At 58.2% G+C, this 14,680-nt stretch carries 13 protein-coding genes; 7 read left to right on the top strand and 6 right to left on the bottom strand.

What is annotated here, in order from left to right; genetic code table 11:
• Positions 1-18 precede the first annotated feature (18 nt).
• The 4 genes from rhlB (at position 19) to ACA064_RS05385 (ending at position 4,491) form a co-directional block, all read left to right on the top strand.
• Positions 19-1,506 carry an ATP-dependent RNA helicase RhlB gene (gene rhlB, locus ACA064_RS05400; protein WP_497672458.1) on the top strand — a complete coding sequence of 496 codons (1,488 nt, stop codon included), beginning with the start codon at positions 19-21 and terminating at the stop codon, positions 1,504-1,506.
• Positions 1,507-1,635: 129 nt separating this feature from the next.
• Positions 1,636-2,583, top strand: a complete 948-nt coding sequence (locus ACA064_RS05395) for an ornithine cyclodeaminase family protein (protein WP_497672457.1) — start codon at positions 1,636-1,638, stop codon at positions 2,581-2,583.
• A gap of 51 nt (positions 2,584-2,634) precedes the next feature.
• Positions 2,635-3,762, top strand: coding sequence for an NAD(P)/FAD-dependent oxidoreductase (locus ACA064_RS05390; protein ID WP_497672456.1), 1,128 nt, complete (start codon positions 2,635-2,637; stop codon positions 3,760-3,762).
• A gap of 90 nt (positions 3,763-3,852) precedes the next feature.
• The gene (locus tag ACA064_RS05385; protein ID WP_497672455.1) at positions 3,853-4,491 is read left to right on the top strand and encodes a helix-turn-helix transcriptional regulator; all 639 of its coding nucleotides are present in this window, start codon (positions 3,853-3,855) and stop codon (positions 4,489-4,491) included.
• 90 nt (positions 4,492-4,581) lie between these two features.
• Here ACA064_RS05385 and ACA064_RS05380 read toward each other — a convergent pair whose 3' ends face one another.
• The 6 genes from ACA064_RS05380 to ACA064_RS05355 form a co-directional block, all read right to left on the bottom strand.
• Entirely contained in the window at positions 4,582-5,358 is a 777-nt protein-coding gene (locus ACA064_RS05380; protein WP_497672454.1) for an ABC transporter substrate-binding protein, read from the bottom strand.
• Positions 5,359-5,651: 293 nt separating this feature from the next.
• Positions 5,652-6,104, bottom strand: a complete 453-nt coding sequence (gene moaE, locus ACA064_RS05375) for a molybdopterin synthase catalytic subunit MoaE (protein ID WP_497672453.1) — start codon at positions 6,102-6,104, stop codon at positions 5,652-5,654.
• Between the two features lie 2 nt (positions 6,105-6,106).
• Complete coding sequence (locus ACA064_RS05370; RefSeq protein WP_497672452.1) at positions 6,107-6,349, bottom strand: MoaD/ThiS family protein; 243 nt, start codon at positions 6,347-6,349, stop codon at positions 6,107-6,109.
• Entirely contained in the window at positions 6,349-6,819 is a 471-nt protein-coding gene (gene moaC / locus ACA064_RS05365; protein WP_497672451.1) for a cyclic pyranopterin monophosphate synthase MoaC, read from the bottom strand. The genes ACA064_RS05370 and moaC overlap by 1 nt, the downstream gene beginning before the upstream one ends.
• A 193-nt stretch (positions 6,820-7,012) precedes the next feature.
• Positions 7,013-8,404, bottom strand: a complete 1,392-nt coding sequence (locus tag ACA064_RS05360; protein ID WP_497672450.1) for a PhoH family protein — start codon at positions 8,402-8,404, stop codon at positions 7,013-7,015.
• 361 nt (positions 8,405-8,765) lie between these two features.
• The gene (locus tag ACA064_RS05355) at positions 8,766-9,890 is read right to left on the bottom strand and encodes a polysaccharide deacetylase family protein (RefSeq protein WP_497672449.1); all 1,125 of its coding nucleotides are present in this window, start codon (positions 9,888-9,890) and stop codon (positions 8,766-8,768) included.
• Between the two features lie 301 nt (positions 9,891-10,191).
• On the opposite strand from ACA064_RS05355, the gene yaaA reads away from it, so the two are divergent.
• From yaaA to alg8, 3 genes are all read left to right on the top strand, one after another.
• Positions 10,192-10,971 carry a peroxide stress protein YaaA gene (gene yaaA, locus ACA064_RS05350; protein ID WP_497672448.1) on the top strand — a complete coding sequence of 260 codons (780 nt, stop codon included), beginning with the start codon at positions 10,192-10,194 and terminating at the stop codon, positions 10,969-10,971.
• A gap of 811 nt (positions 10,972-11,782) precedes the next feature.
• Positions 11,783-13,099 carry a nucleotide sugar dehydrogenase gene (locus ACA064_RS05345; protein WP_497672447.1) on the top strand — a complete coding sequence of 439 codons (1,317 nt, stop codon included), beginning with the start codon at positions 11,783-11,785 and terminating at the stop codon, positions 13,097-13,099.
• A 99-nt stretch (positions 13,100-13,198) separates the two neighbouring features.
• A complete protein-coding gene (gene alg8 / locus ACA064_RS05340; protein WP_497672446.1) occupies positions 13,199-14,680 on the top strand; it encodes a mannuronan synthase in 1,482 nt (493 codons plus the stop codon).

The raw sequence follows: 14,680 nt of genomic DNA, 5'->3' as shown, positions 1-14,680 counted from the left end.
TTAACCAATTTGAATGAGATGACCGTGCTCAAAGCACTCAAGAAAATGTTCGGTAAAAGCGAGGCTGAGCAGCTCGCGCCTGGCTCCATTGCACCTTCCCACAGCTCCGGAACCCGCACCGACGCTAATCAGCCGGGGCGCGCAGTGTCTGGGGCCGCCCCCAAGAAAGAGCCGGTGAGTACAGCCGTCGCTCAACCTGTAGCGGTTCCTGTCGATGAACAACCGCGCAGTGAAGAAGCCAAACCTGCGCAACCTCGCCGCCCACGCGCGCCGAAACCGCCAGTCATGCCCTGGAAACTCGAAGATTTCGTCGTCGAACCCCAGGAAGGCAAAACCCGCTTCCACGATTTCAAGCTGTCGCCAGAATTGATGCACGCGATCCAGGACCTGGGTTTCCCATACTGCACGCCGATCCAGGCCGAAGTACTGGGCTTCACCCTCAAGGGTATGGACGCCATCGGGCGGGCCCAGACCGGCACCGGTAAAACCGCGGCGTTCCTGATCTCGATCATCACCCAGTTGCTGCAGACCCCACCGCCCAAAGAGCGTTACATGGGCGAACCGCGAGCGCTGATCATCGCTCCGACCCGCGAACTGGTGGTCCAGATCGCCAAGGACGCGGCCGATCTGACCAAATACACCGGCCTGAACGTGATGACGTTCGTCGGCGGCATGGACTTCGACAAGCAGCTCAAGCACCTCGAAGCCCGCCACTGCGACATCCTCGTAGCCACCCCTGGCCGCCTGCTGGACTTCAACCAGCGCGGTGATGTTCACCTCGACATGGTCGAAGTGATGGTGCTCGACGAAGCCGACCGCATGCTTGACATGGGATTCATCCCACAAGTGCGTCAGATCATTCGCCAGACCCCACCGAAAAACGAGCGTCAGACCCTGCTGTTCTCCGCGACCTTCACCGAAGACGTGATGAACCTGGCCAAGCAATGGACCACCGACCCGGCCATCGTTGAAATCGAAGCGATCAACGTCGCCAGCGACATGGTCGAGCAGCACATCTATGCCGTCGCCGGCAGCGATAAATACAAGCTGCTCTACAACCTGGTGAACGACAACGGCTGGGAACGGGTGATGGTCTTCGCCAACCGCAAGGATGAAGTGCGACGCATCGAAGAACGCCTGGTGCGTGACGGCGTCAACGCTGCGCAGCTGTCCGGCGACGTGCCGCAGCACAAGCGCATCAAGACCCTGGAAGGCTTTCGCGAAGGCAAGATCCGCGTACTGGTGGCCACCGATGTTGCCGGCCGCGGGATTCACATCGACGGCATCAGCCACGTGATCAACTTCACCCTGCCGGAAATGCCGGACGATTATGTGCACCGCATCGGCCGTACCGGTCGGGCCGGCGCCAGCGGCGTATCGATCAGCTTTGCCGGTGAAGATGACTCTTACCAGCTACCGTCCATCGAGGCGCTGCTGGGTCGCAAGATCAGTTGCGAAACCCCACCGACGCATCTGCTGCGCGCAGTAGAGCGCAAGCGCCCGTAAAAACCGGCGCAACCCAAGAAACGCAGTCCGGACACGGCCTGCGTTTTTTTTCGTCTGGATATTGTCAGTCAGAACTAAAAGTCCATAATGGACAAATTAGTTTACTTTCATTTCCACGGGAGCATCCGCATGTCCAGCACGCCTTATGTGATCGCCCAGGCCCAGGCCCGCCAGCTACTCGAGCAAGTCGACGTGCCGCAGATCCTGCGCAAGCTGTTCCGTGACTTGGCCGCCGGGCAAGCGGTGCAACCTGCACAGCAGTTGGTGGAGTTCCCCCAAGGTGCTGGCGATTTCATCAACTACCTCGGAGTGCTGGCCGAAGACCGCGTCTACGGGGTCAAAACCTCGCCCTATATCGTTCGTAGCAAAGGCCCGCTAGTGACGGCCTGGACGCTGTTGATGTCGATGGAAACCGGCCAGCCATTGCTGCTCTGCGACGCTGGTGAACTGACCACCGCCCGCACCGCCGCGACCACTGCGGTGGCGGTTGATGCACTCGCCGCGCCCGAGGCCCGGCGCTTGGCGATCATCGGCAGCGGTCCTGTAGCCCAGGCTCACCTGCACTACGTGAAAAACCTGCGCGATTGGCAAAGCATCAGCCTCTATTCGCCGAGCCTGGCCGGCAAAAACCCCGCGGAGCTCGCATCGCTGCGCGCACTTGACCCACGCCTGCAGATCGTTGCCAGCCGCGAGGAAGCGCTCAGCGACGCCGACGTGATCATGCTCTGCACCTCCTCGGCCGGCCCAGTGATCGACCCGCTTGCATTGAGTAAACCGGCACTGATCACCTCCATCAGCACCAACGCGCCGCGAGCTCATGAAGTGCCGCCGCACGCCTTGAATGAAATGCAGGTCTATTGCGACTATCGTCAGACCACCCCCGGTTCGGCTGGAGAAATGCTGATCGCCAGCGAGCAGCATGGCTGGGATAAAGGCTCCATTCGCGGCGATCTGCCAGAGCTGCTCAGCAACCAGACACCGCGTCCAGCCTACGACCGTCACGTATTCTTCCGCTCCATCGGCCTGGGCCTGGAAGACATTGCACTGGCCAATGCGCTCTACCATTTGCAGCGCTAACACCTAAATACCTCCTAAATCTTCGACATTTGCGCCCCACAGGAGACGTTCATGACCCAGGCAGATTTCATCATCATCGGCGGCGGTATTGCCGGTGCATCCACCGGTTACTTCCTGTCGCGTCACGCTCGGGTGATTGTGCTGGAGCGTGAATCGCATCCGGCCTATCACTCCACCGGGCGTTCCGCAGCCTTGTACACCGCCGCCTACGGCACGCCCCAGGTCCGTTCATTGACTCTGGCCAGCCGGGACTTCTTCGATGCGCCGCCAACCGGCTTCTGCGAGCACCCGTTGCTGACCCCGCGCGGGGAAATGACCGTGGACTTCACCGGCGACCCCGAAGAGCTGAACAATCAATACCTGAGCGCCAAAGCCAGCGTGCCTGAAATGCAGCTGCTCAGCGCCGACGAAGCCTGCACGCGGTTGCCGATCCTGCGCCGGGATAAGGTCCACGGTGCAATCTACGACCCAAGCGCCAGCGATATCGACACCGACGCCCTGCATCAGGGGTATCTGCGCGGTATCCGGCGCAATCAGAGTGAAGTGCATACCGACTGTGAAGTGCAGAGCCTGACCCGTGACGCCCATGGCCAATGGCAGGTGAAAACCACCCAACAAACCTTCAGCGCTCCAGTGGTGATCATTGCGGCTGGCGCCTGGGCCGACAAAATCGGCGAGATGGCCGGGGCCAAGGCGATCGGCCTGCAACCCAAGCGCCGGGCGGCGTTTATCTTCGCCGGGCCCGAAGGGGTGGATATCCATGACTGGCCGATGCTGGTCAGTCTCGACGAGTCGTTCTACATGAAACCGGATGCTGGGATGTTCCTCGGCTCCCCGGCCAACGCCGACCCGGTCGAGCCCCACGACGTGCAGCCCGAAGAGCTGGATATCGCCATGGGTATTTACCAGATCGAGGAAGCCACTACCCTGACCATTCGCCGTCCGACCCGCACCTGGGCCGGGTTGCGCAGTTTTGTCAGCGACGGCGATCTGCTGTGCGGCTTCGATCAGCAGGTGCCCGACCTGTTCTGGGTTGCGGCCCAGGGCGGCTATGGAATCCAGACCTCACCGGCCATGGGCCAGGCCGCTGCCGCACTGGTGCGTGGCGATGCCTTGCCGGAACAGCTGACACGCTTTGGCCTGAACGCCGCCATGCTGTCCCCCGCTCGCCTGGGTTAAAACACCCTGAGGTGACGACCCGCCTTGATTGCGGCAAACTCCCAGCGCCCTTTTCGATAGGGCGCTGAACGCTGCCTGGAGCAACACCCTATGACACCACCTCGACAAGACCCCGCCCTGGACAACTTCCGGGCGATTGCCGACGCCATCGCCACGCTGTTTTACCCCCACGCCGAGGTGGTGCTGCACGACCTGCGCACGCAAAAGATCGACTACATCGCTAACAACTTGTCCAAGCGTGAAGTGGGCGACGATGCTGCACTGGAGGACATGCTCAGTGAAGACGTCAGTGAACGGAACATTGGTCCCTACGAAAAGCTCAACTGGGACGGTCAGAAAATCCGCAGCCTGAGCAGCGTGCTGCGCGACAGCAACGGTCAGCCGCTGGCCGTGCTGTGCATCAACCTGAATATCTCGCTGTTCGAAAACGCCAAGGCCGCGCTGGATCTGTTCCTCTCGCCGAGCAAGCTGATTGCGCAACCGGACTCACTGTTTCGTGACGACTGGCAGGAGCGCATCAACACCTTCTTGCACGCGTGGCTGCGCGAACGTCAACTAAGCCTCAACCTGCTGACCCGCGAGCACAAACGCGAGCTAGTGCTGGCCCTGCACGCCGAAGGCGCCTTCAAAGGCAAAAGCGCCTCCAATTACGTGGCCAACGTACTGAATATGGGTCGGGCGACGGTGTACAAGCATTTGAAGGAATTGAAGGAAGTGAAGGAATTGTGAAGGGTTGAAGATCAAAAGATCGCAGCCTGCGGCAGCTCCTACGCGCCTGTGGGCGCTGCCAGGCACCATTGCAATACCTGGCGCGCACGATCAATCGCCGTAGATATCCGACTTGAAGTACTTGGCCTGGATTTTCTGGTATTCGCCATTGGCGCGAATGTCGTCGATGGCTTTGTTCAACTGGCTCACCAGCTCGGTATTGCCCTTGCGCACGGCGATCCCGGCGCCCTCACCCACGTATTTCGGGTCTTTGAGTTCCGGGCCGACAAAGGCATAACCGGCGCCGCGCGGCATCGACAGGAAATCATCCAGAGGAATGGTATCGGCGAAAATGGCGTCCAGGCGACCGGACGCGAGGTCCATGTAGATCTCTTCATTGTTGCCGTAACGCTTGACCGTGATCCCTTTGGATTCGAAGACTTCAGTAGCGTAACGATCAGTGGTGGTGGCCCGTTGCACGCCAACCGTTTTGCCTTTGAGGCTGGCGTACTGATCGTCAACCACAGCGCCTTTCTTCATCACCAACCGCGACGAGGTGAAGTAGTACTTGTGGGTGAAGTCGACGGAGTTCTTGCGCTCCGCGGTGATGGTCATCGACGACAGCGCGGCATCGATTTTCTTCACTTTCAGCGATGGAATCAGGCCATCGAACTCGCTCTCGATCCACTCGCACTTGACCTGCATCTGCGCGCACAGCGCATTGCCGATGTCGTAGTCGAAGCCGCTGATCTTTCCTTCGGAAGTCTTGAACGCAAAGGGCGGGTACGCCGCTTCAATACCGATGCGCAAGTTTTTTTCAGCGGCGAACAAGCTGCTGCATGCCAACAGACTGAGGGCCAGGCCACTGATGAGGGTGAGTTTCTTCATGTTCGTTTTCTCGCGGGTTGTTGTTGGTTTGGCAAGATGAAGAAGGGCAGCTGCAAGCTTGAAGCTTGAAGCTTGAAGCTTGAAGCTTGAAGCTTGAAGCTGCTTTATTGTACTTATAATTCCATACTGGACTTTTATGTATTGATCGTCAATCGAGTGGCCGCACTTCGTTCTTCCTTTGGTCGCGAGGATGGATTGGGGTGAATCAGGAAGATATAGGGTGTGGCTGATGGCCTCATCGCGAGCAGGCTCGCGATGACTGACTTACAGCCAACGGAGAATAGCCAGCCTGTTCATTTGCTCCAGCGCTCCACCGCTGCATGATCGCTGTCCTTGCCTTCCACCCAGCGAGGCCCGTCGCTGGTGTTTTCTTTCTTCCAGAACGGCGCGCGGGTTTTCAGGTAGTCCATGACAAAGGCACAGGCGTCGAACGCAGCCTGACGGTGGGCGCTGGCGGCGCCGACGAATACGATCGGCTCGCCCGGTTCCAGGGCGCCAATCCGGTGCAGCACTTCAAGCTTGAGCAGCGGCCAGCGCTGCTCGGCTTCCACGGCGATCTTGCCAAGGGCTTTTTCGGTCATGCCCGGGTAGTGTTCAAGAAACATTCCGGCAACCTCAAGGCCATCGTTGAAGTCACGCACGTAGCCGACAAAACTCACCACCGCACCGACGCCGACATTCGCCGCGTGCATTGCGTTGACTTCAGCGCCCGGATCGAACGCCGTGGATTGCACGCGAATCGCCATGCTCAGCCTCCGGTCACGGTGGGGAAAAACGCTACTTCATCGCCGTCGGCCAGAGGCTCGTCGAGCTGGCACAGGTCTTCATTGCGCGCACACATCAGGTTCTGTTCGCTCAGCACCTCGGCACCGTCACGCTGCGCCAGCAGCAGCCGCACATCATTGACCGAGGCGAAATCGCCTTCGACGTTCAGCGAGTCCACACCCAGTGCCTCGCGGTAGCGGGCAAAAAACTTCACCGTCACATTCATTATTCGGATACCTGATAGTGGCCGCTCTTGCCGCCCAGTTTCTCCAGCAAGCGCACGTTCTCGATGATCATGCCGCGATCCACGGCCTTGCACATGTCATAGATCGTCAGCGCGGCGACGCTGGCGGCAGTCAGTGCTTCCATTTCAACGCCGGTCTGCCCGGCGAGCTTGCAGCAGGCGACGATGCGCACCGCGTCTTCACCTTCGGCACTGAGTTCGACCTTGACGCTGGTCAGCAGCAGCGGATGGCACAGCGGGATCAAATCCGAGGTTTTCTTCGCTGCCTGAATCCCGGCGATCCGCGCCACGGCGAACACATCACCCTTGGGGTGACCGCCGCTGACGATCATCTGCAGGGTTTCGGGGAGCATGCGCACAAGCGCTTCGGCCGTGGCTTCACGTGACGTCACGGCTTTTTCGGTGACGTCGACCATATTGGCGCGACCTTGGGAATCGAGATGAGTCAGCACAGGGGTACTCCTGGAGGCAGCTGCAAGCCTTAAGCTACAAGCGGCAAGTAAAGCGCCGTTTGCCTGTTGCTTGAGCTTAAAAGGAGTATTTAAGCAGCCGCAAGCTACAAGCTACAAGCTACAAGCGTCGAGTAACGATCACTCGGTCCGCTTGCAGCTTGAAGCATGAAGCATGAAGCATGAAGCTTGAAGCTTAAAGATGCGATTCGGCGTATTCGGCCAGAATCGAACGTGGTACCCCTTGCAGGGTGATGTGTACCCCATTGGGGAAGTCTTTGAAACGTTCGGTCAGGTAGGTCAGCCCGGAACTGGTTGCGGACAGGTAAGGGGTGTCGATCTGCGCCAGGTTGCCCAGGCACACCACTTTGGAACCGGCACCGGCACGGGTGATGATGGTTTTCATCTGGTGCGGGGTGAGGTTCTGGCATTCATCGATCAGGATCAGACTCTGCTGGAAGCTGCGGCCTCGAATGTAGTTGAGGGATTTGAACTGCAACGGCACTTTGCTGAGGATGTAGTCGACGCTGCCATGGGTGCTCTCGTCATCCATGTGCAAGGCTTCGAGGTTGTCGGTGATGGCGCCCAGCCAAGGCTCCATTTTTTCCGCTTCGGTACCGGGCAGGAAGCCGATCTCCTGGTCCAGTCCCTGCACGCTACGGGTGGCGATGATGCGCCGGTAACGCTTGCTGACCATGGTCTGTTCGATGGCGGCAGCCAGGGCCAGGATAGTTTTCCCGGAACCGGCAGCACCCGACAGGTTGACCAGATGGATATCCGGATCGAGCAAGGCGAACAGCGCCAGGCTTTGATAAACGTCACGCGGTTTCAGACCCCAGGCTTCCTGGTGCATCAGCGGTTCCTGATGCAGGTCGAGAATCAGCAGTTTGTCTACCTCGATCTCCTTGATCCAGCCGACAAAACCCTGTTCGTCAATGATGAACTCGTTGATGTGCACCGCCGGCAGGTTGTCGATCAGCTGCACCTGGTGCCAGGTGCGACCGTGGTCCTGACGGGTTTCGACCTTGCTCACACGGTCCCAGAACGACCCCGTCATGTTGTGGTAACCGTTGGGTAGCAGCGACACATCGTCGACCAGTTGGTCGGTGCTGTAGTCCTCGGCTGCGATCCCGCAGGCCCGGGCCTTGAGGCGCATGTTGATGTCTTTGGTGACCAGCACCACGGGCAACTCAGGGTCGCGCGCATGCAGGTCGATCAACTGGTTGATGATGATGTTGTCGTTCAGATGCTCGGGCAGAATGATGTTCGGTTCGGCACGCTTGCTCATCAGAATTGACAGCAAACCCTTGGGCCCGCTTTTGCCACGCTGGATCGGCACACCGAGCTCGACGTCTTCAGGGCTGGCGTCGCCCAGGGTCTTGTCGATCAGGCGAATGGCCTGACGGCATTCCGCGGCCACGCTGTGATGCCCGCTCTTGAGCTTGTCCAGCTCTTCAAGCACGGTCATAGGGATCGCAACGTGGTGTTCTTCGAAGTTCAGGAGAGCGTTTGGATCGTGAATCAATACGTTGGTATCGAGTACATAAAGGATTGGCTGGTTGGAAGGGCTACGTCCGTGATCATCCATACTCGGTCACCTTTGTGGGAGCCAGTCGACGCAATACCGTGACAGTGCTGCGCCTCGAAATAGCCACCGAATTCACCAGGCGTACTCAAATGAACAGCACGACTCAAGTGAACTGCACACAAGGGGTCTTGGAAGACGCCACCTGTGTTGCAGGTTTCGGCGGTCTGTCTTCGTAATACTCCAAAACCCATGACAGAAAAAAGTACTTTGACGTTTTTTTGAAGTTTATTTTTCAGAGTGACCAATAGCACTTGGCGGACTGCCATCACCCGTATAAAGTCGGAAGTCCGCCTGTAATGAAATCTTCGTAAAAATCTCGTTTTTCAGCCTTTCCCCCAGCATTTGCTGGCCTTTGGTCCTTTCAACGAAAAGCGTCCTGGCAATCCTCCCAGCCAATCCCGCTTTGTGCGGTTTGTGTGATCAACCAGGGCATCGCGGTTTTCACCGAGTCCTGTTTAACGTTGAAATTGATCACCCCGCGCCGCCACAGCAGCATCAGGGTCAACACCCGCTCGCCACTCTGTCGAGCCTTGAGCTTGCCGCCTGCGTCCTGTGGATCGATGTCCCACAAGGCCACCTGCAATCCCTGAGCCTTGAAAAAACCTTCGCCGTCGGCACGACGCTGGCCATAGGGCGGGCGGAACAGCGGCACGTAATTCTCCGGCAGCTTGCCTTTGAGCAGTTCGACGCTGCGCTGGATCGAGTATTGCCAGTCCTGCCAATGACTATGGGAACGGTATTCCCAGCCCTGCACACCAACGCACTGTTGCGAATACAGCGCCTGCAGATCGGCCACCGAGTGCTGGGCCAGCCGCGTCTGAATATCGCTGCCCAGCACAAAGAAGGTCCCGCTCAGGTTCGACTGGCGCAGGTAGTCGGCCAGCCAGGCGCTGTTATCCGGCGAGGCGGCGGCAGCGCTGTCGAAGGTCAGTAAAAACAACCGGTCATTAAGCTCATCGCCATTGCGCTCATAGTCGCCGAAACGATCGATTTCGCTGCTGGCTTGCGGGAACAACGCCGCCTTGTGCAGCTGTTCGTCCAGATAGCGCTCATGAAACATCCGGCTCGGTTCGGCCCAGCGTATGTAGAAGGAATCGGTTGCGACCTGAAACTTGCCAGCCTGTTCGCGCAGGCCGTCCAGGTCTTCGACCAGATAACAGAAGGAGGCGTCCTGATCGCAGCTTTGCTGGGCGAAGTTGTAGTTGGCGAGCAGCCGCTGCCACATACGCTGACGAACGCGATCGATCGACTGCAGATTAATCATCCGCAACCCCAGCCGCTGCTTCAATGCCGCCTCTTCCAGTGCTTCACTGGCGAGCAAGGCGCGGGCGAAGGTGAGGATTTCCGCTCGCGATGCCACGTCGAACAAGGTCGGACTGCTGAGCTGCTCCGGCCAGGTGCTGCGGTCCAGCGTGGCGACGTCATTCGGCGCGGCGATAGCGCCGAGACTGAACAGCCAGGCCGAAAAAAGCAAAGCGATACGCAAAGGGATGTCTCCATAACAAAACCCGCGGCGCACTATAGCTGATCTGGTGCACTACCCCCGGCCCTGTTGGCGCGCCCGAAAAGATCGCAGCCTTCGGCAGCTCCTACGCGTGGACCGAGTACATTGGGCCATTCTGGTGAACAACGCATACGTCCACGGTTAAAGGTGAACACCGTCCCGTAGGAGCTGCCGCAGGCTGCGATCTTTTCAAATGACGCCATCGATCCCTCTATAACCTCCATTACTGGAGTCAACTCGGTCAACCCCCTAGAATCCCCCGACGATTTCAGGAGACGACTTCATGCTGATGGTGATTTCCCCAGCCAAGACCCTCGATTACCAGACCCCGCCGGTGACCCAGCGCTATACCCAGCCGCAATACCTCGATCACTCTCAGGAGCTGATCCTGCAGTTACGCGAGCTGAGCCCGGCGCAGATCAGTGAGTTGATGCACGTCTCCGACAAGATCGGTGGCCTCAACGCCGCACGCTTCGGCAGCTGGACCCCGGCCTTCAGCCAGGCCAACGCCAAGCAGGCGCTGTTGGCGTTCAAAGGCGATGTGTATACCGGCATGAATGCCGAAACCTTCAGCGAGGCGGATTTTGAATACGCCCAGCAACACTTGCGTCTGCTGTCGGGCCTGTACGGCCTGCTGCGCCCGCTCGATCTGATGCAACCGTACCGGCTGGAAATGGGCACCAAGCTGGCCAATGCCCGGGGCAAGGACCTCTACGCTTTCTGGGGCACCCGGATCAGCGAGTGGCTGAACGAAGCCCTGGCCGAGCAAGGCGATGACCTGCTGCTCAACCTGGCTTCCAACGAATACTTCTCGGCGGTCAAACGCTCGGCCCTGAACGCGCGGATTATCAATACCGAGTTCAAGGACCTGAAGAACGGCCAGTACAAAATCATCAGCTTCTACGCGAAAAAGGCCCGCGGCATGATGAGCCGCTTCGTTATTCAAGAGCAGATCAACGACCCTGCCGCGCTCAAGCAATTCGATGCCCAGGGTTATCGCTTCAGTGCCGAACAGTCGAAACCCGACACCCTGGTTTTTCTGCGCGACCACGCCCCCGAATAACGCACTCTTTCGGCGCACGTCACTTATCAGGCACGTGCGCCGACCGCTATTCCCCTCCGATTTCCCCCGCCGAATACGCCATTTTTCTGGCGTCAAAAATATCTCTCAACCATTTTGAACTTTTCATTCAGGCGAAATTTGTCACTTTTTTTCGTAGTGGCACCTATTTTTTTTGAGGGTAGTGGCATATGCCCATCCAAAGCGATGAATCCCCCGTCTACACAGGGCCATACGGCAAATGATGGCAATATGAAAGCGGTGCCATCTTTGGCAATATTTCAAGGAATTTCAGATTTCAGGATGGGCGGGCAGGAACTATGTCCAGATGAGTCGTTCATACCACCGGTAACGATTATCTTTGGGAACGTACGAGATAACTTACGTAGCAAGGCGGTCACCGTAGCGAAGTTGTCACATGAACTTCGACACTATGATCCCTGGTGTGGAATAAACGTGAAGGACGGGAGATAAGGCAACATCACTATCCCCTATAAGGCCATGGCCGCGCCCCTATAATTGCGCTCACCTGAGTGCATAACCACTTGATTTTAATGGCTTTAAGTCAATTATCGAGTGCGAGAAATTCTTTGCACGAATGTCTTCCCGAGGAAGACCGGCTGCATATCAGGGCAGGTCATAACAACAAGGCCAAGTTTCGCACACCTTGAGTGCTTATTTAGACACTCGGAACTTATGTATGCCTGCACACGGCCTGTGGCGCCTGACGGTCACACTTTCGAGTGCACTATGACCGCTGAACATCATTAATTCCGGCCATCTAATGGCGTAATAAATTACAGAGGTAAATGCGATGCGCATCAGCATATTTGGTTTGGGTTACGTCGGTGCAGTATGTGCCGGCTGCTTGTCTGCACGGGGCCATGAGGTCGTTGGCGTAGACATCTCCAAAGACAAGATTGACCTGATCAACGCCGGCAAATCGCCGATCGTCGAACCGGGTCTGGGCGAACTGCTGACCCAGGGCATCGAGACCGGTCGTCTGCGTGGCACCACCAACTTCGCCGAAGCGATTCGTGACACCGACCTGTCGATGATTTGCGTTGGTACGCCGAGCAAGAAAAACGGCGACCTGGAACTCAACTACATCGAAGCGGTATGTCGCGAGATCGGTTTTGTCCTGCGTGACAAGACCACCCGTCACACCATCGTGGTCCGCAGCACCGTATTGCCGGGCACCGTGAAGAACGTGGTGATCCCGATTCTCGAAGACTGCTCCGGCAAGAAAGCCGGCGTCGACTTCGGTGTCGCGGTCAACCCTGAGTTCCTGCGCGAAAGCACCGCGATCGCTGACTACGACCTGCCACCGATGACCGTGATCGGCGAGTTCGACACCGCTTCCGGTGATGTTCTGCAATCGTTGTACGAAGAGCTCGACGCTCCGATCATCCGCAAGGACATCGAAGTCGCCGAGATGATCAAGTACACCTGCAACGTCTGGCATGCGACCAAAGTGACCTTCGCCAACGAGATCGGCAACATCGCCAAAGCGGTCGGTGTCGATGGTCGCGAAGTGATGGATGTGGTCTGCCAGGACAAGACGCTCAACCTGTCCCAGTACTACATGCGCCCGGGCTTTGCATTCGGCGGCTCTTGCCTGCCAAAAGACGTCCGCGCCCTGACCTACCGCGCCAGCACTCTGGACGTCGATGCGCCGCTGCTCAACTCGCTGATGCGCAGCAACGTGTCCCAGGTGCAGAACGCCTTCGACATCGTCTCCAGCCATGACAAACGCAAAGTCGCCCTGCTGGGCTTGAGCTTCAAGGCCGGCACCGATGACCTGCGCGAAAGCCCGCTGGTAGAGCTGGCGGAAATGCTGATCGGCAAAGGCTACGACCTGAGCATCTACGACAGCAACGTTGAATATGCCCGTGTCCATGGTGCGAACAAGGATTACATCGAGTCGAAGATCCCTCACGTCTCGTCCTTGCTCAACTCGGATTTCGATGCAGTGATCAACAACTCCGACGTGATCATCCTCGGCAACCGTGACGAGAAGTTCCGCGCCCTGGCCGAGAACGCACCTGCCGGCAAGCAGGTCATCGACTTGGTCGGCTTCATGTCCAAAGCCACCAGTGTAAGTGGCCGGACCGAAGGCATCTGCTGGTAAGACAGCCGCAAGCTTCAAGCTTCAAGCCACAAGCTCAAAGCTCCTCCCTTGGGGCTTGAGGCTTGGGGCTTGCAACTGACTTTTAGACGGATACAAATTATGCACAGGCTAAAGCACGGCCTACTTCAGGCGGCCGGTTGGCTGTTTTATCTAAGTTTATTGTTGGGCATCGCTGCTGCGTTGCCTACGTCCACATTCGACTCCGAGTCGAAGGACTTCATCTTCCTGATTGGCGTCGTGGGCATCTGGCGCTACTCCATGGGGGCCACGCACTTTCTGCGCGGCATGCTGTTTCTGTACGTGGTCTACCCGCACCTGCGGCGTAAAGTGCGCAAGCTCGGCAAGGCGTCAGACCCGTCCCACGTGTTCCTGATGGTCACCAGCTTTCGTATCGATGCGCTGACCACCGCCCAGGTCTACAGCTCGGTGATCCGCGAAGCCATCGAATGTGGCTTCCCGACCACCGTGGTCTGTTCGCTGGTGGAAATGTCCGATGAGCTGCTGGTCAAGAGCCTCTGGGCAAAACTGAACCCGCCGGCCCACGTGAAGCTCGACTTCGTGCGTATCGCCGGGACCGGCAAACGCGACGGCCTGGCCTTCGGTTTCCGCGCCATCTCCCGCCACCTGCCGGATGACCGCGCAGTGGTTGCAGTGATCGATGGCGACACCGTGCTGGCCCCGGGCGTGGTGCGTAAAACCGTGCCCTGGTTCCAGCTGTTCGGCAACGTCGGCGGCTTGACCACCAACGAGTTCTGCGAAGTGCGCGGCGGCTACATCATGGCCGAGTGGCACAAACTTCGCTTCGCCCAGCGTCACATCAACATGTGCTCGATGGCGTTGTCCAAGCGCGTGTTGACCATGACCGGACGCATGTCGGTCTTTCGCGCCACTGTGGTCACCGACCCGGACTTCATCGCCGACGTCGAAAGCGACTCGCTGCAACACTGGCGCCTGGGTCGCTTCAAGTTCCTCACCGGCGACGACAAGTCCAGCTGGTTCAGCTTGATGCGTCTGGGTTACGACACCTTCTACGTTCCGGATGCGGCGATCAATACCGTTGAACATCCACCGGAAAAGAGCTTCATCAAGGCCAGTCGCAAGCTGATGTTCCGCTGGTACGGCAACAACCTGCGGCAGAACTCCCGCGCACTGGGCCTGGGCATGAAACGCCTTGGCTTGTTCACTTCGGTAGTGCTGTTTGACCAACGGGTGTCGATGTGGACTTCCCTGCTTGGACTGACGGTCGCCATTATCGCCAGCTTCAAATACGGCATGGCCTTCATCCTGGTGTACCTGCTGTGGATCGGCATCACCCGGTTGATTCTGACCCTGCTGCTGTCCTGCTCGGGGCACAAGATCGGCCCGGCCTATCCGATCATTCTTTATTACAACCAGATCGTCGGCGCGCTGGTGAAGATCTACGTGTTCTTCCGCCTCGATCAACAGTCCTGGACCCGCCAGGACACCAAACTGACCCGTGATCTCGCCAGCTTTCAACGTTGGTTCAACACTTGGTCGTCTCGGACCATGACCTTCTCCGCCGGCAGCATATTCGTTGCCGTGTTGATGATGATGGTCTGA

It is taken from the genome of Pseudomonas sp. LBUM1658, assembly GCF_059716055.1.
This window is presented reverse-complemented; position numbering and strand designations above follow the sequence as displayed.